A 23,321-nucleotide genomic window follows, 5' to 3' on the forward strand; every position below is an offset into this window, starting at 1 on the left:
CTGGGGGCCCGGGGGCTTGGGGGGGGCGGGGAACCTGGAGGGGGCGGGAGACCGGAAGGTCCCAGTGGTTGGGGAAACCCCCCCGGACCACGCGAGGGGGCGGGCGCCCGCTCGCCTCCCCCCCCCTTCGCACTCGTTCCTGCCCGGCCTACTGCCGAGGGGCCTGGAGCAGGTCCTCCAGCTGGCCCTCGCGGGCCTGGGCGGCCACGAACAGCAGCTCGTCGCCCGGCTCCAGGGTCTCCTCCGCGTGCGGGGTCAGGACCCGGTTGCCGCGGATGATCGTGACCAGCGAGGTGTCCTCGGGCCAGCTGATCTCGCTGATCTGGGTGCCGGCGACCGGGGACTCCGCGGGCAGGGTCAGCTCGACCAGGTTGGCGTCGCCGTGGCTGAAGCGGAGCAGCCGCACCAGGTCGCCGACGCTGACGGCCTCCTCGACCAGGGCCGACATCAGACGCGGCGTGGAGACGGCCACGTCGACGCCCCAGGCCTCGTTGAACAGCCACTCGTTCTTCGGGTTGTTCACGCGCGCCACGACGCGCGGCACCCCGTACTCGGTCTTGGCCAGCAGGGAGACGACCAGGTTGACCTTGTCGTCGCCGGTCGCCGCGATGACCACGTTGCAGCGCTGGAGCGCCGCCTCGTCCAGCGAGGTGATCTCGCAGGCGTCGGCCAGCAGCCACTCGGCCTGCGGCACCCGCTCCACCGAGATGGCGGTCGGGGCCTTGTCGACGAGGAGCACCTCGTGCCCGTTCTCCAGCAGCTCGCCCGCGATGGAACGGCCCACCGCGCCGGCTCCGGCGATCGCGACCCTCATGCGTGTGCCTCCTCGGGGCCCTCGGCGAAGGCCGCCTCGACCTTGTCGATCTCGTCCGTGCGCATCATCACGTGGACGAGGTCGCCCTCCTGCAGGACCGTCTGCGACGTCGGGAGCATGGCCTCGCCCAGGCGGGTGAGAAATGCCACGCGCACCCCCGTCTCCTCCTGCAGCTTGCTCACCTTGTGCCCGATCCAGGCCGAGGCGGTGTGCACCTCCGCGAGCTGCACCCCGCCGCTCGGGTCGCGCCACAGCGGCTCCGCGCCGGAAGGCAGGAGGCGGCGCAGCATCTGGTCGGCGGTCCACCGCACGGTGGCCACGGTGGGGATGCCGAGGCGCTGGTAGACCTCGGCGCGCCGGGGGTCGTAGATGCGGGCGGCGACGTTCTCGACGCCGAACATCTCGCGGGCCACGCGGGCGGCGATGATGTTGGAATTGTCACCACTGCTGACCGCGGCGAAGGCGCCCGCGTCCTCGATTCCGGCCTCGCGCAGCGTGTCCTGGTCGAAGCCGACCCCGGTGACCCGGCGGCCGCCGAACCCGGCTCCCAGCCGACGGAATGCGGTGGGGTCCTGGTCGATCACCGCGACCGTATGCCCCTGCTGTTCCAAGGTCTGCGCGAGGGCGGAGCCCACCCTTCCGCATCCCATAATGACGATGTGCACGGCCGTCCTTCCGGCTGTCAGCGCTCGCTGGTTTGCAGCCTCTTTACATGCTCTGGCTTAACAGGGTCTCAGACCACCGCCCAAGCTACACACGGGTGGTCGCCCGTCGCAGCGCATCGCAGCTGCTTCCCGGGCGCATCACCGGCGCATCCGAGGTTCATTGCACCGGAATACCGGCGGGGGGTTCGTCACCCCGATTTCGAACGCTTACGATCCTCTCCGTGTCCAAACTGACCGACCTGCCCAAACGGATCCTGATCGGCCGGGCGCTGCGAAGCGACCGCCTCGGGGAAACACTCCTCCCGAAGCGGATCGCCCTCCCCGTCTTCGCGTCCGACCCGCTCTCCTCGGTGGCATATGCCCCCGGCGAGGTCCTGCTCGTTCTGTCCATCGCGGGCGTGTCGGCGTACCAGTTCAGCCCCTGGATCGCCGCCGCGGTCGTCGTGCTGATGTTCACCGTGGTCGCCTCGTACCGGCAGAACGTCCACGCCTACCCCAGCGGCGGCGGCGACTACGAGGTCGCCAACACCAACCTCGGCCCGAAGGCCGGCCTCACCGTCGCGAGCGCCCTGCTCGTCGACTACGTGCTGACCGTGGCCGTGTCGATCTCCTCCGGTGTGGAGAATCTCGGCTCCGCCGTGGATTTCGTGATCGAGCACAAGGTGCTCTCGGCGATCGTCATGATTCTTCTGCTCACGCTGATGAATCTGCGCGGTGTGAAGGAATCCGGGAAGCTCTTCGCCATCCCGACGTATGTGTTCGTCGGCGCCGTCTTCGCAATGATCATCTGGGGTGCCTGGCGCGGTCTCGTCGTCGGCGACACCATGGAGGCCCCCACCGCCCACCTGGAGATCAAACCCGAGCACCAGGGACTGGCCGGATTCGCCCTGGTCTTCCTGCTCCTGCGGGCCTTCTCCTCCGGCTGTGCCGCCCTGACCGGTGTCGAGGCGATCAGCAACGGCGTGCCCGCCTTCCGCAAGCCCAAGAGCAAGAACGCCGCCTCCACGCTGGCCCTCATGGGCCTCCTCGCGGTCACCATGTTCTGCGGGATCATCGGGCTGGCCATGGCCACCGACGTGCGCATGGCCGAGTCGCCCGCCACCAACCTGCTCGACAACGGCGTCCCCGTCGGCCCCGGCTTCGTCCAGCACCCGGTGATCTCCCAGGTGGCCGAGGCCGTCTTCGGCAACGGCAGCCTCGCGTTCGTCATCCTGGCGACCGCCACCGCGCTCGTGCTGTTCCTGGCCGCCAACACCGCGTACAACGGCTTCCCGCTGCTCGGCTCGATCCTCGCCCAGGACCGCTACCTGCCGCGCCAGCTGCACACCCGCGGCGACCGGCTCGCGTTCTCCAACGGCATCGTGCTGCTGGCCGGTGCCGCCATGCTGCTCGTGTGGATCTACGACGCCGACTCCACCAAGCTGATCCAGCTCTACATCGTCGGCGTGTTCGTCTCCTTCACGCTCAGCCAGATCGGCATGGTCCGGCACTGGAACCGGCACCTGAGGGCCGAACGCGACAGGTCCGCGCGCAACCGCATGATCCGCTCCCGCGCGATCAACACCTTCGGCGCGATCTTCACCGGCCTGGTCCTGGTCGTCGTCCTCGCCACGAAGTTCACGCACGGCGCATGGGTCGCCCTGCTCGGCATGCTGATCTTCTACGGCACGATGACCGCGATCCGGAAGCACTACGACCGGGTCTCCGACGAGATCGCCGCGGCCGAGGGGCCGAGCGAGGACAGCGTCCGCCCCTCCCGCGTCCACTCGATCGTCCTGGTCTCCAAGGTCCACAAGCCCACGCTGCGCGCCCTGGCCTTCGCCAAGCTGACCCGCTCCGACACCCTCGAGGCGCTCAGCATCAGCGTCGACCCGGCCGAGACCAAGGCCCTGCGGGCCGAGTGGGAGCGGCGGGGGATCAACGTCCCGCTCAAGATCCTGGACTCCCCGTACCGCGAGATCACCCGCCCGGTGGTCGAGTACGTGAAGGGCCTGCGCAGCGAGAACCCGCGCGACGCCGTCAGCGTGTACATCCCGGAGTACGTCGTCGGACGCTGGTACGAGCACCTGCTGCACAACCAGAGCGCGCTCCGGCTCAAGGGCCGCCTGCTGTTCACGCCGGGCGTCATGGTCACGTCCGTCCCGTACCAGCTGCAGTCCTCCGAGGTCGCGAAGCGGCGGGCGAAGAAGCGCCAGGAGTGGAACGCCCCGGGTGCGGTGCGCCGCGGACCGGTGGACACGCCGCGCACGACGAAGACCGCGGCGAAGCAGTAGCAGTCCGTGGCGAACGGCCGGACGGGATCCACGTAGACTGGTGGGTCGGCCGTCCGGCCGTTCGCGTTGACAGCGGCACACGGGCATCCGAACCCGGTCCGAACCCGATCCGATCCGAACCCGAAACCTGGAGCACCCCCCGCCATGACCCAGCAGAACGAGAAGCAGTCACTGGTCGGGGAGGAGTACGAGGTCGAGGTCGGCCCCGTCGCGCACGGCGGACACTGCATCGCCCGGACCGACGACGGCCGCGTCCTGTTCGTCCGCCACGCCCTCCCGGGCGAGAAGGTCGTCGCCAAGGTCACCGAGGGCGAGACGGACTCCCGCTTCCTGCGCGCCGACGCGGTCACGGTCCTGTCGGCCTCCAAGGACCGCGTCGAGGCCCCCTGCCCGTACGCCGGCCCCGGCAAGTGCGGCGGCTGCGACTGGCAGCACGCCAAGCCGGGCGCCCAGCGCCGGCTCAAGGGCGAGGTCGTCGCCGAGCAGCTGCGCCGGCTCGCCGGCCTCACCCCGGAGGAGGCCGGCTGGGACGGCACGGTGGCCCCGGCCGAGGGCGACAAGCTGCCGGCCGGCCAGGTACCGCAGTGGCGCACCCGCGTCCAGTACGCCGTGGACGAGGACGGCCGCGCCGGCCTGCGCAAGCACCGCTCGCACGACATCGAGCCCGTCGACCACTGCATGATCGCGGCCCCCGGCGTCTCGGAACTCGGCATCGAGAAGCGCGAGTGGCCGCAGATGGCCTCGGTGGAGGCCATCGCCGCGACCGGCTCGAACGACCGCCAGGTCGTCCTGACCCCCCGCCCCGGCGGCCGCCTCCCCCTGGTCGAGCTCGACAAGCCGGTCTCCGTCCTCCGCGTGGAGGAGAAGGACGGCGGCGTCCACCGCGTCCACGGCCGCCCCTTCGTCCGCGAGCGCGCCGACGGCCGCACCTACCGCGTCGGCATGGGCGGCTTCTGGCAGGTCCACCCGCAGGCCGCCGACACCCTGATCCGCGCCGTCATGCAGGGCCTGATGCCGCGCAAGGGCGAGATGGCCCTGGACCTGTACTGCGGCGTCGGCATCTTCGCCGGAGCCCTCGCCGAACGCCTCGGTGAGACCGGCGCCGTCCTCGGCATCGAGTCGACGAAGCGCGCGGTGGAGGACGCCCGCCACAACCTGGCCGACTTCCCCCGGGTCCGCATCGAGCAGGGCAAGGTCGAGTCGGTCCTCCCCCGCACCGGCATCACGGAGTGCGACCTGGTCGTCCTGGACCCGCCCCGCGCCGGCGCCGGCAAGCAGACGGTCCGCCACGTGGCGTCCCTGTCGGCCCGCCGCATCGCGTACGTGGCCTGCGACCCGGCGGCCCTGGCCCGCGACCTGTCGTACTTCGCGGAGGCGGGCTACAAGCCCCGCACCCTCCGCGTCTTCGACCTCTTCCCCATGACCCACCACGTGGAGTGCGTCGCGATCCTGGAGCCGGTCGCGAAGGTCCGCTGACCTGCGGTTTCTTGTCGTTCGCCGTGTGCTCGACCTGTTTCCAGTCGAGCAACGGGTGAAGGCGTCTGGCGTCTGCCAAATGCCGTGACCTGCGGATTCGACAGGGTACGCCGTCGCCTTCGCTAGCGGCACCCGTGCACTCTTCGGGATCTTGACGCTCAAATGACGCTCGCCCTGAAGCCGCGTCACATCGGCCCGACTGCATTCCACGATGCGACCTGGCCGATGGCTTTGGGTGAGATCCGTAAGCGCGTAGCTCTTTAGTGTTCCGATTGCCAACCTGGCCCATGGCTGGCGACGCTGACTTTTGGTGTGGCGGCGCCTTTGCCGCGGTGCTGGTCGAGGTGATCCATCCGAGGATCAACGACGCGGCCTTCAAGTGGACCTGGTCCCGCCTCCACGTGGAGCCAGTCGCCCCAGCGAGCGCCAAGTCATCCTTTGGTCTGCGCGTACGACTGGCCTTTACGGTCACAAGTACGTCATCGACGCCATGCCGTGCGCGACAGCCCTGGCTCACCCGCGACGGGTGACGATCCTTACCTCAGATGTGGAGGACAACGAGCTGCTCACCGCGGATCACCCGCTGGCGGTGGCCCAGTAGGTCTGACAGATACACCAGCACGGGTAGTCCCGGCTTGGGTGACGGCGGCGCAGCCGAGGGACCAGTGGTCGCGTTGCGATCGGCGTTCGTCGAGCGCTGGAGCCTGCCTGTTCCGAGGTCGGAGCGCTCCGTGAGGCTCGCCACGGGCGCTGGGGGAGCCCTCGATACCTTGGCTGGTCATGACGACCACTGGTCTTCGCCGACGTCGATTGCCGGAATGTCGGCTCGACCCGGCGATCGATCTCCGCGTGCGTGCCGGCAGCCACGATCACACCGCCCTGGGTGAACACGGCGCCGTCGAGGATTACCTCCTACCGGGGGCGGAGACCGTTCGTCCTGCCAATATCGCGGCCTTCATCAAGTCCCTTGCACGCAGGCCCGCAGTTCGTCCGAGAGCACGACCAGCTGCCTCACGTCGTCGCGGCGGTGGATTGGGATGTCATCCCGTCAGGGAGTGGACGGCTCAACAGAGGCCGGGACGGCACTCTTACGCTGCGGCCGAGTCCGAAGGCGGTCCGTCATTCGCCAGCAGGTCGACGGCGTTCTCTGCCGCCTTGGCTGCGTGTTCCGGCAGGAACCGGCTTGCCCGGCCGTTCCAAGTAACCACCAGCTCATCTCGGGCACGTGTGGCTGCCACGAAGAGCAGCGAGCGAGCGCGCTGCTCTTCGTGCCGGTAACGGTCCGGATTGGTCAGTCGATGGGCCTCGATCCGTTGGTGTGGCACCAGGCCCTCGCTGACACCGGCCAGGAAAACGCGCTGGAATTCCAATCCTTTGAACCGGTGCATCGTGCCGATGCACACGCTGTCGGTATCGCGCGGACCGTCCTTGCCGATCTCACGCGCCGGGACGTGGAACGGAGCGCAGGTAAGGGTGTAGGCCAGCTGGGTCACCGCATCCCGGTCGGGCACGCTGACGGCCATAGCCGCGTACGGCGTCCCGTAACGGTCGTGGCGCTCCTTGAGCATGGCGGCGATGGCGCGCATCTCCGTCTGCCAGTCCGGTGCCCGCCAGTACTGGGGAGCCAAGCCGGTCAGTACGGAGCGGTAGCCGTCCAGGTTGTCCGGGCCGTCGTCGAGGTCGTCGAAGGACTCACCTCTGACCAGACCTTGTGCACTGCCCAGAATCTGACGTGTGGTCCGGTAGTTGAGGGTCAGGCGGCGCGATGCCCGGCCCGGGGTACTGATGCCGAGCCTGCCCAGGACCACCTGATGCGAGTAGATGCGCTGGTGGGCGTCGCCCACCAGGAAGATGTCGTCCGGCCCGGGGGCCGTCATCGCGCGGAGCATGCGCCAGTGCGAGGCCGACAGATCCTGCGCCTCGTCCACGACGACGTGCCGGTAGCGGGGCTTGAGCCACATGCCGCTGCCCGCCTCCCGGTGGATGAGGTCGACTCCGCCGTGCTCGGCCTTGTAGCGGGCCTGCTCGGTGACCCTGGCCATACGGCGTTCCTCGATGCGGGCCGCTTCGTCCGCGATCAGGGCGTAGGTGGTCCGATGGTGCCGCGCCAGATGCGCACGGTACGCCTGGACCAGCTCCCACACCTGGCGGCGCTCGGCGCGTTGCAGCTTGCCGCGACCCTTGCGCTCGGCGCGGAAGTACATGCGGTCGGTGCCACAACCCTGAGCGAGAATGACGTGCTTGAACTCCGAGTCCAGGAAGTCGGCGTCGAAGTCGAAGACTCCTGCCTCCGTGGACACGGTGTGCCAGAGGTTCAGGGCCTCCTCGTCTCCGATGGGAGAGCCGAGCACGGTGCCCGGATGTTCCTGGACCACTTCTCGGGCGAGCTGGTCCACCGATTTGATGTCGACCCGGCGAACCAGGTCGTCGCCTCCGAGTAGGTGCAGCCGGTTCCGGAGGTCGACGGCGAGGTTGGTGTTGTACGTCGTCAGTAGCACAGGCCGGGTGTGCCCGGGAGGCAGTTGTGCCACCAGGTGCCGGACGCGGTGTAGGGCCACCACCGTCTTGCCGGTGCCGGGACCACCCGTGACCTTGGCTGAACCCTTGAAGGAGGTGGTGGCGAGCCGCTGCTGCTCCGGGTGGAGGAACAGCCGCCAGGCGTCGAAGCTCTCGCCGAGAGCATCCAGTACCGCGGAGTCCTCCGTGCTGACCTGCGAGACCGGCCGACGGGCGGCCCGCGCCCAGTCATGGGGGTCGACGGCCTCGCCGGCCTGCCACTGACTGGTGATGTGCCGGCGTACGTCGTCCGGCTCCATGCCGTCGCGCAGGGCCAGCAGCACGTCCCGGGTCAGCGCGGGCAGATTGTGGCCGAGCAGCGCATTCAGCTGCTTGCCGTCCGTGACCCGGCGCAGGGTGGGCAGCAGGGAGGCGATGACCCCGAGGCCGACGAGCTCCTTGTCCTCGAACCTGGCGAAGAGGGGGACGGGCAACGAGAGCGCGGCGCGCACTTCAGCCGGGGCAGCATGCTCCATCGAACCGTTCGACCCGGCCCCGCAGGCGCCGGGATCCTCAGCCTCTGCGCGTGCGGGCAGGGCCACGACATTGGCGCTGACCTCGCTCTGGTCGACGAGCTCGACACCCCCGGAGACTTCGTTGATCTCCACGGTCAGCCGGGCGAGTTCGTCCCGGGCCGCCGGGCCGACCCGGATGGCCAGCAGGTTGAAGCGGTTTTCCTCGGTCTCCAGCAGCAGTCCCATCCGGCGGCCGTCGAGCGTGGCGAGGAAGAGCCTGCCGTTGTCCCCGGCCGCGCGCAGCGGCGTGAGCCGCAGGGCGCGGTTGGACCGGTCGGCCCGCAGCCGCTGGACGAAGTCGCCGACCGCGTACTTGGTGCCCGCGTCCAGGCGTCGGATGTCCTCGTTGGCCTGCGGTGAGACGGTGACCTGTGTCCTGACCCTGCTGCTCATCCCCGGTTCCCTCCCTGTGCCGCCGCACCCGGCCCGGCCTGCTGCAGCAGTGCCGCGAGTTCGGCCTCGTCCCAGGCTCCAGCCTCCCTGACCTGCCACCCTGCCGCCAAGCACTCGGACATGTAGCCGCTGTCCTCGGCGTCCTCGGTGAGGACCACGGCCACCTTCCGGGCGGGCCAGGCGAGTTCAAGGGGCCGCGAAATGCCGTCGGCGTCCCAGCCGACCTCGGCCGATTGGACATCACCCCGTGACGCCAGCGTCCGTGCGAGGTTCTCCACAGCCGGCTCGCCCATGTAGGAAAGCTCGCGCAGTACGAGGTCCCACGCGGCCCGCTCCAACGCGGTCGGGGCATCCGCTGCCGCGACCATCTCCTCCTGTGGCGCGGCAGGTCGAGGTGAGGGCGCCCCTGCCGCGGGTTCCCGTTCCGGTCCGGCGGGCGGAACGGGGGCAGGCGTGAGCAGTCCGGTCCCCGCTACGTCCTCTCGCAGTGCGGTCAGCAGGCCGTCGGCCCGGCCGGTCGTGGCGGCCAGCAGTCCCGCGTCGAAGGAGTCCAGCTCGCTGCGGGCGAGCAGCAGCCCGTCGGCCCGTCCGGTTCCCGTCGGATCCAGGAACTGCAGGATGTTGCCCCAGCACAGCCATGCTTTCCAGCGCCGCTTGTGCTCGGAACTGTCGCCCTCGACGGCCTCGGCCCTGTCGTCCAACACCGCCAGAGCGCTGAGTCCCTGCGGTTTCACCCGGGCGTCCCCGATCAGCAGCAGCGGCAGCCCGGAAGCATCGCGTACCGGGTAGAGCCGAAGCCCCGCCCCCGTGACCGAAGGCCGCTCCTCCCCGCGCAGGGTCGCCTCGATCCACGGCACGGCGGCCTCGGGACCTGCGTCGGCCACCTCCTCGCGCCGCGCCAGGCTCATCAAGCCCGCGGTGCACAGCCGGGCCATCGCTTCCCAGCGGGCGAGGTCCGGATCGGCCAGGAACCCGAGCAGTGCAGGGATGGCCCCGGCGAACAGCCGGTCGATCTCGGCAGGGTTCTGACGCTTGTTCGACCAGGAGGCACGTGCCTTGCCCCCCGGGGTGCCCTCCCCATCCACGGGATACGGCGGCCAGGCCATCCGGGCCGCAGGCCCGGCCAGGGCGCCCTTCAGGGCCTTGGCCGCCTCGTCGCCGTGCGCCGCGACACCGCGGCCGGCCTGCTCACGCAGCTCCTGCTCCCAGGCCATGACGTCGTCCCAGGTGATCTGCCAGACCAGTATCCCGTCGGCGCGCAGCCGGGCCCGCTTCGCCGCGTCTCCGGCGATCCGGTTGGTCGCGGCCGACGCGTGCCAGCGGTACCCGTCGAGATAGACCGCCACCGGCATCGGCGGGGCCCCGTCCCGGGTGGTCTCTCCCGCGACCGGCCGCAGCAGCAGATCCGGCACCGTGCCCTGCTCGTACAGCGGCTTCTGCGCCACCGTCTCCCAGCGGATCGGCGATCCGTCCCGCCGCCGCAGGGTGAACTGCTTGCCGTGGCGGCCGGTCGGCGTCTCCTCGTACCCGACGTCGGCCTGGTTGGCCGGGTCGGCGAGCCAGCGGTCGAGGCAGTCGATGAACCGCCGCTCCAGGTCGCTCTGCGCCTGCGCGGCGAACTGCTGCCGGTCTTCCTCGTCCGCCGCCTGGGTGCCGACCCGATCCTTGCGGACCGTGCGCACCGCCCACCGGCTGCGCCCGTCCTCTCCGAGGACGTCGTTGAGCATCCACAGCGCTTCCTGCCGGTCCAGCAGCGGATACTCCCGCTCCGGGGCATAGCCGAGCAGGCACAGGTGGCAGGCCCGGCGCGGACCGTGCTGGCAGGCGCAGCCCCGCAGATACGTCTGCGCCGCCGCCAGCACCGCCCGGAACTCCTCGCCCTCGCCCTCGACGAGCCGCTGGAGATAGCCGGTACCGCCGGGCAGCGAGTCGTACAGCACCAGGTAGTTGCGCGTCAGCCCGCTGCCCCGGTCCGGCTCGCTGCTCGGGGTGGAGCGGATGTGCGCCGGGTCGCCGCCGTAGCGCAGCGCCAAACCCAGGTGCAGCGCGGCCGAGAACGAGGCCAGCCGCTCGGGGACGTGCAGGGTCGCGGCCGGCAGCAGGATGCGCAGCGCCTCCGTGCGGTGCTCGGTGGCGGTGATCACCCGCTCGTCCCGGGCGTGTACGGTCCGGTCTCGGCGGCGGGTGACACACCAAGGCCGGTGGTGCGCGAGCTCGGGCCGTGAGGCCAGCGACTCGCTCAGTTCCTCCTGCACGGGCGCGTGGCCCGGCTCCCAGTCGGTGGCGCCGCCGCACAGCGGGCATACGACGAAGGGGCTGACCGTGACCTCGGTCCCGGCGAAGAACGCGTCGGGGCGCCGGTTCGGCTTCGCGGGCCCCAGGTTGAAGCGGCGGATGACCGCCTCGCGTACGTGGTCGACGCCGAAGACCGCCCCCTCGTGCCGCCAGGTCTCCTTCACGGCGGCCGGTTCGATGTCCACGGCCGTCGCCGTCGAGTAGTACCGCTTGCTCCGCGAGTCCTGGTCGTCGATGATCCGGGCGTCGTCCCGCTTGTCCCGGGAGGTCACCTTGTGGGGGACGATCACGCGGTACACCGCGGACCGCCCGCCGATGCCGCGACCGCCGCAGCGCGGGCAGGCGGAGGTGTCCGTCTCCGCGTTCGGCGTCGTGCGGACGTACCCGCACTCCTGGCACACCCGCCAGATGGCGATCGGCGACCGGCTGTAGTCCTCGGAGTCCTTCGGCGCTCCCTTCTTCGGGCGGGCGCCGAGATCGAAGCCGTCGATCTTGTGCCGGTAGCCGCGTACGTAGTACGAGTTCCCGGGCGCGAGCTCGGTCAGCGCCGCCTCCGACGGGCGGTCGTAGATACGGGACTCGGTGCGCCACTGGGACTTCGGCGCCCCGTCGGCTTCGGCGGCCCGGCTGCGGCGGGCCGGCTCCTTGCGGTTCAGCGCCGCCTCCAGCCGCACTCCGTCCTCCACCAGGGTGTAGTTCGGCAGCAGCCCCCGCTCCACCAGGAACGTCTGGGCGCCGGTCTGTCCCAGCGCGCGCACCTGGTCTCGGACGGCGGCTGCCTCGCGGACCAGGTTCCGCTTCTCCCGGGCCTCGTCCTCCACGTTCTCGTGCAGGGCCTGGGCGGCCTCGTCGATCATCGCCAGGCGGTCCACCAGCTCGGCCCGCTCCGCTTCCCAGGCTTCCTCGGCGTCCCGGGCGCGCTGGGCCAGGCCGCCCTCCGCGTACCGCCGCAGCGCCTTGCGGGCATCGCGCGAGGCCCCGGAGTCGGGCACCCCCTCGATCTCGGGGAACAGCCGCAGGAACTCCTCGACCAGGTCGGTCCGCCCGGTCACGGCCTGCGCGAACAGGCGCAGCCAGCCGACCCGTCCGAACAGCGCCGTCACCCGGTCGGGAAGCGGCAGCACCCCCTCCAGCCGGCCCCGCGCCGCCAGGTCGATCAAATGTGCCGTGTACTGGCGGCGCAGCAGTTCGGACGCGGACAGGAAGCAGCCCGGTGGCAGAATGCGCCCCGCGATCAGCTGCCGCGGCTCGGACAGGTGGTACAGGGCGCGCGGGCTGGTGTCGGCGAGCGAGACCATCAGCGCGTTTCCGGTGGCCCGGCCGGCCCGGCCGACCCGCTGCACGTACCCGGCGGTGGTCGACGGCAGCGAGGCCAGCAGCACGGCCTCCAACTGGCCGATGTCGATACCCAGTTCCAGGGTCGGAGTGCAGGAGAGCACATTCGCGTCGGTGTGCCGGACACCCTCGCGGAAGCCCTTCTCGACCTCCTCGCGCTCCTTGCGGCTCAGCACGCCCGTGTGCTCCGCAGCGACCACGCTGTAGGGGCTGGCCTCCCGGTACAGGCGCCGGTAGTAGTCCAGCCGGTAGTCGCGCGCTGCCCGCCCCGCGGCCTGTACCGAGGGCCTGGCCAGCTCACCCGCGCACCCCTTGAGCGGGCACGGCAGCCCCTGCCAGACCTCGGTCCGCTGGGGAGGCACGGTCTGGGTCCAGCCGCACTCGGGACACACCAGCGCCGCGTGCCCGGTCTGCTCGTCGCCGAGCGGCCGCACCCGGATGTGCCCCGGCGTGAGTCCGTACACCCCGTGCCCCCGGTTGTTGCCCCCCGCCTTGTTCTCCCCGGTGCGCCGGTACGCGAGCGCACCGATCTCCCGGTCGGCCAGGCGCGGCAGCAGCTCGGCCAGGTATCCGCCCGCCAGCGCCCGGTCCATGCCCAGGCAGCGCGCCGCGAAGTCCGTGTACCAACTCTCCCGGGTGTCCACCCGGTCGAAGTCCGTGCGACCCGACCGGGCGCCGACGAGGACGAAAGCGGGCGCCTCCGAACCCCGCCCGAACGCCTGCATGCCCTCGGGGCGCCCGGTCCAGATGGTGTACCGGTTGCGCCCTTCCTCCTCGATGAAGGTGTCCAGCCAGGCGTGCTGGATACCGCCGCTCACCCGGACGTGCTCCAGCAGCCCGCGCACGAACCCCTCGAACCGCCGCTGCCGCTCCGGCCCGGCCGGCGGCAGCACGGCCTTCGCCTCCGCGGCCCCCTGCTGTGCGCCGCCGTCGTCGCCCTGGCCGTCTTGACCCTCCAGGGCATCCTGCTCCGGGTCCTCCGGCAGCTGCCGCCGCAGATGTTCCTCGTACAGCCCCTCCGCGGTCTTCGCCGCCAGCTCCGGATCCGGCAGGTGGACCTCGGCGGCCACCGTCCGGGTGAGCTCCAGCGTCCGGCCCAGCCGCGAGTTCATCCCGAACTCCAGCAGCGTGTTGAACGCCAGCCGCTCGCCGACCAGGTCCCAGGTGCCCTTGGGCAGCCGCTTCTTCCCGTCCAGCAGCCGCTTCACCCGGTCCACATCGTGCAGGTCCGGCGGCACGACGGAGGCCAGCAGCTTCTCCTGGTCCACCGAGGCCCGCCGCACCAGCGCGGCGATCAGGTCGTTGAGCGGTACGCCGTCCGCGGCGAAGCCGGGCACCTGCGCCGACTGCTCGGTCAGCTGCTCGTGCACCAGTGAGCGCAGCGAGAACTTCCACGCCCGGCTGGCCACGAACCCGGCCAGATGCGCAGCGTCCTGCACCGAGTCGTTGAACACCAGCGTCTTGCGCCGGTCGTTGCCCTCGGCGTCCTTCGCGGGCAGCTCGCCGCCCGTGAACAGCTGGGTGACGGCGACCGAGGCAAGCGGTGCCACGCCCGCACCGAGGAAGCGGATGCCCTGGGCCTGCCCGCAGGCGGGGCAGCGGTCCTGCTTCGCGAACTCGTCGGCGTCCCGGTTGTCGTACCAGAGCTTGACGAACACCCCGTTCTCCGGGGCTTCGGCGATCCGGCCGTCCGGGAGCAGGACCTCGTCCGGGTCGATGCGCCGGAGTGTCTCGCCGCTGTCCTCCAGGACGAGCACGCTGGCCTCACGGGTCGCGGAGCGGCTGCTGCGCCGCAGACTGCGGGCCAGCGCCTGGCGGGCCTGCTCGGCCGCCTCGGCGGGGGTGGCCGCGATCATGGCTCGGACCCGCGCCTTACCGGCGCCGCCGCCCGCACTGAGGCGGTAGATGTCGTCCGGTGCGGTCACCAGGGCGGCCGGATTGCGCTCCGGGCATACGGCGGCCCAACCGGAGCGCCCGCAGTGGCGGCAGTACGCCGACGGCAGCCGCCCGGCCCGTGACGCTGCACGCCGACGCTCCTCCTGGGCGGCCGAGGCCACGGCGGCGGCAGCGGCCTGGTCGGCGTCCGACCAAGAGAACACCGGCCGCGGTGAGACGAACCGCAGCACGCGGGAGAGCGACCGCACCCACAGATGGGTCTCCACCAGCAGCAGCGGCCGCTCCTGACCCGCCGGAGCCTCCGGCTCACGGGCCACCGAGATCAGCGCGACGAAGCGGGCCAGCGCCTCGGCGGCGGTCTGCGGATCCTGCGCGGCCGCGACCCGCCAGGCAGAGCTGGCGGGGAAGGTCCGCAGCACCTCCTCCGCCGTGAGCGGCTGGTCCAGGTCGGTGGCCAGCAGGTCGTGGGTCAGGGGGTGTGCGAGCAGCCGCCGCCCCAGCTCACGGGGATCGGAGGTGTCACAACCGAGGGCGGCTCGCGCCAGCAGGTCCATGCCGTCGGCCGTGGCGACAGGATCCGGCAGGTCGGCGAGTTCGGCGGGGGACGGCAGCGGACGCGTCAGGTCGACGGGACGGAGGAACTCCTCCAACGGCCGCCGGTCCTCCCCGACCACGGCGTCGACGGGGAACCTGGTGCCGAACACCTGGGAGGCCACGTCCAGCATCGCCCGCGGCCCGCCGCCGCCCTGGGCCTGCGGGTCGTCGGCCGCGGGCCCGGACTCACCCAGGGTCGCGGAGGTCGCCACCGGGCAGATGGACCCGAGCGGCCGCCCCTCCTCGGCGGCTCCGACGACCGCGCCGAGGCGGCGTAGCAGCATGGCCACGTCGGTTCCCTGGGCGCCGTCGAAGGTGTGGAACTCGTCGATCACGATGTACGCGAGGTCCGCGTCGGCCCACAGCGGGGCGTCCTGCTGCCGCTGGAGCAGCAGGTCGAGCATCTTGTAGTTGGTGATCAGGATGTCCGGCGGATTGCGCCGGATCTCCGCCCGCTCGACCATGACCCGCCCGTACGGCGAGCCGTTCTTCGTGGAGCTCGCCTCACCGATGTAGAGGCCCGCGGTGACCTCCGCCAGCCGCGGGTCCTCCAGCAGCTTGCCGATACGGTCGGCCTGGTCGCCGGCGAGGGCGTTCATCGGATAGAGGAGGACCGCCTTGATCCCGGGCTTCCCGGCGGCCTTGGCCCGGCGGCAGTGGTCGATCACCGGGACGAGGAAGGACTCTGTCTTGCCTGAGCCGGTACCGGTGGTGACCAGCGTCGGCTGCGGGACGTGCCCGTCCTTGCTGGTGAGCCGCGCGAAGGACTCCGCCTGGTGGGCGTACGGCCAGAAATCGTCCTTGTACCAGTCCAGGTGCCGCTGCCAGCCGTCCCCGGCGGCCCGGAAGGGCCGCCGGATGCGCAGGTAGGGGCCGCGGAAGAGCCCGTCGGCGGGGTCGGTGAGGAAATCGGTCAGCGCGTGCTGAGTGGCCGGCTCGGCGAGGGCGAAGGTCGTGGTCAGGTATTCGACCGCCGTGTCGCGCAGCGCCTGCGCGGCGAGTGTGGGTCTCATGGCGGCGGTCGCCCCTCCCTTGGATCCTGCTTGCTCTCCGGACTCGCGTCACCGGCCGCGTGACGTGGCCCGATACACGATCTCGTCCACTTTACGTGCGCCCTCTGACACCCCGGCCGGATTCGGCCGGAACCGGCTGGTGGGGCGGGGTAGGGGGGCCGCCTCGTACTCGGCCCAGACGGTCTTCCCGGGCCCGCCCTCGGGCCGCGGCCCCCATCCGGAGCGGGCGGCGAGGGCCTGGACGATGTGCATCCCGCGCCCGGTCTCGGCGAGGCGGAGGAGAGGGAGCGGGGCGGGGTACCGCTCGGTGAGGGTGTCGGTCACCGCGACGCGGAGGGCGGTGGCCGTGGTGGACGTGGTGGCCGTCAGGTCGAGCCGGAAGTCCCGGCCGGGTACGTGCCCGTGCTGGATGGCGTTGGCGCAGAGCTCGGCGACGATCAGTGTCACGTCGCGGTGGGTGGGGGAATCGTACGGATACCCCCAGGTGTCCAGCCGTACGGCGGCGAGGCGGCGCGCGAGCCGGGCGCCGCGCGGGGTGGAGCTGAAGCGCATACCGAAGTGGCGGGTGGGGGTGCTGTCTTGGGTGTCACCGGTGGGGGTAGTGGCTTCTTCCATCATGCGGACAACGCTTCCGGCGGTGGCGTAGCGTGACCAGACGTGACGCACTGACGCGGGCTGCTTGTACGCGGCGGTGCGCGGGGTGTACGCGGGGCAGAGCGTGGCGTGCGGGACAGGCGGGTGAGGCCGGTGGAACAAGACCTGGGCATGGACGAGCCGCTGGAGGGCGAAGGTCCGCGCCCCGAGGATGAACCGGGTACGGGAGTTGTGGCGGCGTTCGGCCGCCAGCTGAAGCTGGTCCGGGTGGCGGCAGGCGTCGAACGGGCGGAGTTGGGCCGCCGGCTCGGCTACTCGGCGTCGAGCATCGCGTCGTATGAGCAGGGGCGCCGCATCCCGCCGCCGAGGTTCATCGACCGGGCGGATGATGAGCTGGGCGCGGGGGGCTTGCTTAAGACCCTGAAGGAGGAGGTGGCGCGGGCGCAGTACCCGGCGTTCTTCCGCGATGCGGCGCGGTTGGAGGCCAAGGCGGTTGCGCTCCACGTGTACGCGGCCATTGCGGTTCCCGGCCTCCTGCAGACCGAGGAATACGCGCGGACGGTGTTCCGCATGCAACGGCCGTTGCTGGATGACGACGTCATCGAACAGCGAGTGTCGGCACGACTGGCCCGGCAGGAGATCTTCGACTGCCGACCGGCCCCGCTACTCAGCTTCGTGATCGAGGAGTTCGTGCTGCGCAGGCCCCTCGGCGGTCGCGAAGTCCTCGTCGGGCAGTTGGAGCACATCCTGCTCGTCGGCCAGAAGCGCAACGTGGAGATCCAGGTCATGCCCGTGGACCGTGAGGACCATGCCGGAATGGGCGGCCCGTTCAACCTGATCGACACCGCGCAGGGGGAGCGGATCGCCTACACCGAGGTACAGGACGACAGCCGCCTGCACACCGGCCGCGCCAAGGTTCACGAACTCGAATCCCGGTATGGCATCATCCGGTCGCAGGCGCTCACCCCGCGTGAGTCGTTGATGTTCATCGAGAAGCTGCTGGGGGAGAGATGACTGTCCAGCCCAATGACCCTGTGCTGCCGGACTCCGCCTGGCGCAAGAGCAGCTATAGCGGTGGTGGGGGCGGCGAGTGTGTGGAGGTTGCGACCACCGGCGCTGCTGTCCACGTCCGCGACTCGAAGCGTCCGGCGGGCCCGGTTGTGATGGTGTCACCCGAGGCGTGGTCTGGACTGATCGCACTGACGGCCATCGATCACGGCGCGTGACGCTCGCTCCAGCCAAGGGAGCCCGGCCACCTATCCAGGTGGCCGGGCTTCGCGCATCCGGTGCCTCGGCCTACTCCTCAGCCGACCCGGGCGGCCCGGTATCGCCCGGCTCCCAGCCAGCAGCCCGCATCCGCCGCGTGAACTCCGCGTGGGCGGCCCGCATCTCTTTCACCCGATCCGCCCGATAGAGCGGCCCTTCGTACCCCTCGGGCACATTCGCTTCCAGCGGGAAGTCCTCGTGCGAGCTGAGCTGCTTCCAAGCGTTTGGTGACTGTCCGAAGCCCTTGGCATGGGGCGCGTACGCGATGCGTCGCCCGGAGCCGTCGAACCACATACGGTCTTCGTACTGCTGTAGCACTGGAAATCTTGTCTGGTAAATAGCTGTCAACTCTTCCTGAGCGATGCCAAGCCAAACCGCGGTTAGAGCGTCAATTTCGACGAGTGCGGCTCGTCGGGCGAGTTCAGCGCGCAGGGGGGTGTCGAGAGTCCAGGTAGATTCCAACCCCTTCGACAGTGGTTCCATTTCTGCAGGCCAGGCGGTTCTTGCCGCCCAGTGCTCAGCATTCCAAGATTCCTCGAACAACTTCTCCCACAGGGTGGTATAAGCGTCCGTTTGACAGTTCAGGCGCAGAACGCGAACCAGAAGTGGGGTAGCGAGCGGATGGTTCAACTGGGGTGCCGGGAAGCTCTTAGCGTCGGAGACGTCCATGTGTCCCCGGTTGGTAATCCTCAGCAGATACTCGCAGGGAATGCCTGCAAAAAACCCTGCAGTGAGGGCTGTGTCCCTCGAGGTGCTTAGGGTCATGCTTCTCAGCGCGTGAATATGAGTCGGGCCGGGCGGGATCAGGCAAGATTGGAGTACGCGTTCATTCTTTGCGCGGTTCATCTCTCGCCATGCGACTCGGTGGAAGCTCGAGTATGGTCGTGTGCTAATCGATCGGAACCTTGCTCGGATAGTCGCTTCCAGATCCTGGCCCTTTAGTTCCGGATTCGCTTTTGTGAGCGCAGCTTTTTCGGTATCCCAGGCCTCCGGGCTAGCGCTAAGGCTCGCATATTCCTCTTCGTCGAACCATTTGTCCTGCTTTTCGGTGAATCTTTGGATGTTGGTCTTGCGACGGTAGTTGGTGTTTGGTGTTGCACCCCTTGGGAGATGCTCGTGATCCCAAGGATGGTAGTCGCGCATTGACCTGGAGCCCTCAGGTGGCGGCTGCTTGCTGTAAGGGGTTGCTGTGCTGATGAACGATCCCTGGAGTACTACTTCGCTCCAGCTCTCTGTTGGGCCCGGGTTTCGCTCAAAATAACCAGCACTTCGATCGATGTTTTCATCGAATCCTCGACTGATTTGCGGGTTATGGTGCCGCAGCCTGTGGGGCCATGCGGCGATAGCTGAGATTGCCTGCTGCTCCTCGACGGTGACAGGGAATAGGAGCGGGCTGTCCTCGGGGACGGATTCATCCTCTCCGCGAAGATCGTTCCATCCCGAAAGGGTCTTAGTATTTACAAAGGTGATCCTGCTCTTGTGGGGGCGCAGATCCCAGGTGAACTTCCCGGTCTCTTCGTCCTTGCGTTTGATTGCCGGGCGTCGTCCCGATCCGTCGTGACGCAATGACTGAAGGAGTACCGTCGGATGGAAGAGCCAGGTGAGATGTTGGAAGCCGATTTTATGCTGGCGGCCCGTGTATACGTTGATGCTGAAGTGGGTGTCATTCATCACGGGCTTGGCGAACAGCTCGAGTTCATTCGCGAAGTCCGCGTGGAGCTTTAGGTGCTCATAGGCGGCCTGTCTCAGTGTCCCTTCCTTGGGGCCAGTCAGGTGAGTTGAAGGGTGGATCAATCCCGCCGAGCCCCTAGCTCCAGTTGTTCGCCAAGATAGGACCATAAAGGCGCGATACAGATCCGGCTGCGTCCGCGCCAGCTCCGGGTAGGCGTCCACTGACGCCAGGTACCCGGACAGTGCCGCCGAGTCTGCCAACTCGCCCATGAATGCTGATCGCGCATCCGCCCGGTCCAGGACGGCCGTTTTGCGCTCGCCCCATGCTTCGTTGCTCGGCTTGTCCGCGAGCTCGAACCAGGGCTCGAACTCCGCGAGGACTTCGCCTTCCTTCCACTCCTGCTTGACCCACGGCGGGTTGCCCACCATCAGGTCGAAGCCGCCCTCCGCAAACACGTGCGCGAAGTCCAGCTCCCAGTGGCAGAAGCCACGCTCCTTCGCGATGCGCTGGACCGTGCCGTGCCACGGGAACACGTCACCCAGGCTGATGAAGTCCAGCCAGCCCTCCAGCTCAGTCATCTTGTCGTCGAGAACGGTCTCGACCTGGTCCAGGTCTTCCAGACGCTTGACCTGCGGCACCACGAACAGCGAGGCCGTGCCCTTGGCCGAATCGACATCCACACGGCCCACCACGGCCTCGGCGAATTCGATCCAGTCGTCCAGGTTCCGCAACGCGACCTTGCGGTCCTTGTCGAAGCCCTTTTTGAGCTTGGTCAGGTCCTGGTCGCCGTGGAAGTAGTCCGGGTGCGTCCCGTCCAGCAGGGCAACTTCCTCCAATGGCCAGAACCACAGCGCGCACCACGCGTCCATGACCTGCTTCAGCCGCCAGTACGGGCTACCCGGCGCGTGCAGGGCCTGGCGGACCGCCTCGCGGTCCATCACCGGGCCGGAACGGTCAGCGCAATCCGTCTCTGCGCCCCACACGGGGATACCGCGGGAGATCTCCTGCTCCGACAGCTCCAGGCGGAGCCTGACCAGGCCCCACAGGTACTCCACCCGCTCGGCCAGAGCCATCAGCCGACCGGTCTGGGTGCGGCCGCCCGGGGTCTCGTCCTCCTCGTCGGCCTTCGGCTTGGGCTTCGGCGCAGACCGCGCCGGCTTCTCGGAGGCGGTCAGGTCCAGGCCGGGCTGTTCCCAGATCTCCAGGCCCAGGTCGAAGGCGCCCTGACCGGACTTCTCCTCGGCTGCAATGACCTGCTCCTGGGTCTTCGATGTCGAGGCCTTGGCGGTCGGCTTCTTCGTTCCCTTTGGCGCGCTCCGGATCCCCGAACGCCACTTCTTCATCGCCTCGATGAGATTGGGGTCCAGCCATTCCGCGACAGCCCCCGCCACCACGGGCTGTCCAGTGCCCTTCCGCACCGACAATTCGTTGTAGATCGAGCCCCAGCCCAGCGCCGGCACCAGGAACTGGTGCACCGCCCGCCCCGGCAGTTTCTCCGTCAGGGGAAGGACTCGGGGTGCCCGTTGGTTGGTGGACTTGAGCCAGCCGCCCTCGCTCAGCTTCCCCGAGTAGATCTTCCGGGCCGCGCCGATCAGCGAGTTGCCCCGGTGCAGGTGCAGCCCGTACCAGGGCGCGCGCATGCCCGGGTACATGGTGTTGAGCCAGAGCGAGATCTCCGCCAGCTCGACCGCCGTCTTGTTGAGGTCCACCCCGTACGCGTTGTGCAGGGCGATGTACGCCTTCACCTTCTGAAGCTCGCGCGGGTACTCCTCCGCGTCGATCTGCTCGCCGCGCTCGTGCTGCGCCAGCTTCAGGTACAGCTCCGCCAGCTGGTTGACGGCCTCGTTGAGGAACGCGCCCGAGCCGAGCGCGGGCTCACACACCCGCCACCGCAGTACCTCAGCCGCCCGCACCTCGGACTTCTCCGGCTCGCGCGGGTCGAAGCGGCCCTCGTCGTCCAGGCGGAAGCGCAGCGTCTGCTCGACCGTCGCCTGGGTCAGTGACTCCGGAGTGTAATACGAGGCGCTGGTCTGCCGGTCCCGGCCCGCCAGCCGGTACACGTACGAGCCAACCGGGTGAAGTACGGAGTCCGGCCTACCCGTCTCCGGGTTGATGGCGTCCTCCTTGACGAAGACGCTCTCACCCACCGCATCCGGGTAGAGACCGGATGCCGCCTGGCCGCGGGTGATCAGCCAGGAGCCGCCCTCCGGGTTGCCGCCCTTGGCGACCTCGTACATCGGCTCGGTGGCGATGAAACCGGTATACGACATCAGGCCCTCGTACACCGCCCCCAGGTGGTTGATGCTGAGGTTGGCGTAGCTGATGAACCCGCCCCGGCCCTTGCCGCGGCCCTCCACCAGGGTCAGGTTGCGCAGCACCTGGTGCAGCACCTTGTTCCGCAGCCGCAGGTCCAGCGGCTGCGACGGGGCCGGGGAGCCGTCCGGGCGCTCCGTTCCCCGGTACTCGATCCGCCGGCCGACCAGCCCTATCGACTCCGGGTCGAACAGCCGGGACCGCAGCGCCTCGATGCGTACTCCCTCGTACCCGTCGTCCTCGACCAGCGCCGGGGCCTCCTCGCGGAGCGCGTCCCGGTCGGTGATCGTGTTCGCCACCGGGTGGCCGGTGAACACCTTCTCGAAGAGCAGGGACAGCGACTCGTGGAAGTGGAAGCGGTCGCGCGAGGCGCTGCTCAGCTTCTCCTGTACGACGAGCTCGCGCAGCCGGGCCACGCTGTACCCGCTCGCGTACTCCTCGTCCTTCACCGGCAGGATGTTCAGCTCCGGCCGGGCCTCCGCGTACAGCAGGAACAGGATGCGGTACAGGTACCGCAGCGACTCCTCGGTCAGCAGGCGCGGCAGGTCGCCCCGCTCCTTCAGGACGTCGGGGAGCCATTCGGCGAGGTCCTCGGGGTGGACGCCGTGCTCCTCGCGGGCGCGCTCCAGGACCTCGTTGGCGATCAGCTGGACGGACTTCTGGAGGCCGACCCGCAGTTCGGCGGTGACGCCCACCGAGTGGTCGCGGGAGGCGGTGACCAGCTTGGCGATCTCGTCGTCCGAGCCGTCCTCGCGCGGGCGCAGCGAAGAGGCCGCGAAGATGGCGGCGATCAGGTCGATCTCGTTTGCCTGGGCGCCTTTGGCGGCCTTGCGCGGCAGCGCGGTGTCCAGGTTCACGGCCAGGTAGCGGCCCCGCGAGAACGCCTGCCGGTCGGCGAGGATCACCACGCCGCCGAACAGCAGCAGAGCGTAGCGCGGCGCGTTCTCGGCGTTCAGCAGCCAGGAGGCGAGCTCGCGGACGGTGGTCAGGGTCTTCGAGGCGGAGATGCGGACCGGGGCCGGCAGCTGGTTGGCGGCACCGTTGCCGCGCGTCGCATCCAGGTCCTCGGCGAATCCGCCGGTCAGGACCACGAGTCCGGGCTCGTGGTGGGCGACCGGGGCGGCGACCGGGCCGGTCGGGGTGTGGGCCGTGAAGTGGCCCGGGTTCGGGGTGAAGTCCAGGGCAGTCAGCAGGCGCTGGTGCCACCCGGCCAGGGCGGTGCGCCACTCGTCCTCGGCGGTGGCGGTGGTGGTGTCGGCCGTGTCGGCCTCGGGGGCCGGGGCGGGCAGGAAGGCAGGCGGCTCAGCGTCCTCGGCCACCGCCTTCAGCACGGCGGCCGCCGCCTCCTGCGCGGCCAGGGCCGGCGCGTACGGCTCCCCGTTGTACTTCTCGGCGTCCGGGCCGAGCACCGCCCGTACGTCCATGTAGGGGCGGGTCAGGTTGCGCAGTTTCTGCCGGGGCGTGTCCTGGCCCTGCCGCTCCAGCGCCGCCCATTCCTTCAGCGGGCCGCTCGCGAGCTGCTTGGGCAGGATGTCGTCCAGGTAGAACGAGGGGAAGTACTCGCTCTCGTTGATCAGGGAGTCGAACGTCACGCCTGCGGCTCCTGCTCGCGGTTCGGAAAGGGAAGATCAGTGGGGCCCGAGGCCGGGGC

The 23,321-nt window shown here is 69.7% G+C and carries 10 protein-coding genes and 1 pseudogene; 5 read left to right on the forward strand and 6 right to left on the reverse strand.

Features of this window, described 5'->3' with window-relative positions; all coding sequences use genetic code 11:
• Positions 1-148: 148 nt before the first annotated feature.
• Entirely contained in the window at positions 149-814 is a 666-nt protein-coding gene (locus ACZ4VL_RS27965; RefSeq protein WP_385428557.1) for a potassium channel family protein, read from the reverse strand.
• Positions 811-1,479 (reverse strand): potassium channel family protein, encoded by a 669-nt coding sequence (locus ACZ4VL_RS27970; RefSeq protein ID WP_468205099.1) that lies wholly within the window; start codon positions 1,477-1,479, stop codon positions 811-813. The genes ACZ4VL_RS27965 and ACZ4VL_RS27970 overlap by 4 nt, the downstream gene beginning before the upstream one ends.
• Before the next feature lie 221 nt (positions 1,480-1,700).
• Here ACZ4VL_RS27970 and ACZ4VL_RS27975 point away from each other — a divergent pair, with 221 nt between their 5' ends.
• The 3 genes and pseudogenes from ACZ4VL_RS27975 to ACZ4VL_RS27985 form a co-directional block, all read left to right on the forward strand.
• Positions 1,701-3,752: an APC family permease gene (locus ACZ4VL_RS27975; RefSeq protein ID WP_468205101.1), complete on the forward strand. Its 2,052-nt coding sequence runs from the start codon at positions 1,701-1,703 to the stop codon at positions 3,750-3,752.
• A 144-nt stretch (positions 3,753-3,896) separates the two neighbouring features.
• A complete protein-coding gene (locus ACZ4VL_RS27980; protein WP_468205103.1) occupies positions 3,897-5,228 on the forward strand; it encodes a class I SAM-dependent RNA methyltransferase in 1,332 nt (443 codons plus the stop codon).
• 326 nt (positions 5,229-5,554) lie between these two features.
• Positions 5,555-5,829 (forward strand): annotated as a pseudogene (locus ACZ4VL_RS27985) (DNA-binding protein); the annotation flags it as partial.
• 487 nt (positions 5,830-6,316) lie between these two features.
• On the opposite strand, the gene ACZ4VL_RS27990 reads toward ACZ4VL_RS27985, so the two are convergent.
• From ACZ4VL_RS27990 to ACZ4VL_RS28000, 3 genes are read right to left on the reverse strand one after another with little or no spacing between them, the layout of a single operon-like run.
• Complete coding sequence (locus ACZ4VL_RS27990; RefSeq protein ID WP_468205105.1) at positions 6,317-8,692, reverse strand: UvrD-helicase domain-containing protein; 2,376 nt, start codon at positions 8,690-8,692, stop codon at positions 6,317-6,319.
• A complete protein-coding gene (locus ACZ4VL_RS27995; RefSeq protein WP_468205108.1) occupies positions 8,689-15,825 on the reverse strand; it encodes a DEAD/DEAH box helicase in 7,137 nt (2,378 codons plus the stop codon). The genes ACZ4VL_RS27990 and ACZ4VL_RS27995 overlap by 4 nt, the downstream gene beginning before the upstream one ends.
• A 48-nt stretch (positions 15,826-15,873) precedes the next feature.
• Positions 15,874-16,443: an ATP-binding protein gene (locus tag ACZ4VL_RS28000; RefSeq protein ID WP_468205110.1), complete on the reverse strand. Its 570-nt coding sequence runs from the start codon at positions 16,441-16,443 to the stop codon at positions 15,874-15,876.
• A gap of 147 nt (positions 16,444-16,590) precedes the next feature.
• Between ACZ4VL_RS28000 and ACZ4VL_RS28005 the strand changes: the two genes are divergently transcribed.
• Positions 16,591-17,433 carry a helix-turn-helix domain-containing protein gene (locus ACZ4VL_RS28005; RefSeq protein WP_468205153.1) on the forward strand — a complete coding sequence of 281 codons (843 nt, stop codon included), beginning with the start codon at positions 16,591-16,593 and terminating at the stop codon, positions 17,431-17,433.
• Complete coding sequence (locus tag ACZ4VL_RS28010) at positions 17,430-17,645, forward strand: DUF397 domain-containing protein (RefSeq protein WP_468205113.1); 216 nt, start codon at positions 17,430-17,432, stop codon at positions 17,643-17,645. The genes ACZ4VL_RS28005 and ACZ4VL_RS28010 overlap by 4 nt, the downstream gene beginning before the upstream one ends.
• 70 nt (positions 17,646-17,715) lie before the next feature.
• Here ACZ4VL_RS28010 and ACZ4VL_RS28015 read toward each other — a convergent pair whose 3' ends face one another.
• A complete protein-coding gene (locus ACZ4VL_RS28015) occupies positions 17,716-23,262 on the reverse strand; it encodes an Eco57I restriction-modification methylase domain-containing protein (RefSeq protein ID WP_468205116.1) in 5,547 nt (1,848 codons plus the stop codon).
• Positions 23,263-23,321 lie beyond the last annotated feature (59 nt).

Source organism: Streptomyces sp. NPDC029014 (assembly GCF_055564695.1).

Excerpts from the sequence above, each read along its gene's own strand:
- ACZ4VL_RS27965 (WP_385428557.1), bottom strand. The coding sequence starts at position 814 with ATGAGGGTCGCGATCGCCGGAGCCGGCGCGGTGGGCCGTTCCATCGCG.
- ACZ4VL_RS27980 (WP_468205103.1), top strand. The coding sequence starts at position 3,897 with ATGACCCAGCAGAACGAGAAGCAGTCACTGGTCGGGGAGGAGTACGAG.
- ACZ4VL_RS27990 (WP_468205105.1), bottom strand. The coding sequence starts at position 8,692 with ATGAGCAGCAGGGTCAGGACACAGGTCACCGTCTCACCGCAGGCCAAC.
- ACZ4VL_RS27995 (WP_468205108.1), bottom strand. The coding sequence starts at position 15,825 with ATGAGACCCACACTCGCCGCGCAGGCGCTGCGCGACACGGCGGTCGAA.
- ACZ4VL_RS28000 (WP_468205110.1), bottom strand. The coding sequence starts at position 16,443 with ATGATGGAAGAAGCCACTACCCCCACCGGTGACACCCAAGACAGCACC.
- ACZ4VL_RS28005 (WP_468205153.1), top strand. The coding sequence starts at position 16,591 with ATGGACGAGCCGCTGGAGGGCGAAGGTCCGCGCCCCGAGGATGAACCG.
- ACZ4VL_RS28010 (WP_468205113.1), top strand. The coding sequence starts at position 17,430 with ATGACTGTCCAGCCCAATGACCCTGTGCTGCCGGACTCCGCCTGGCGC.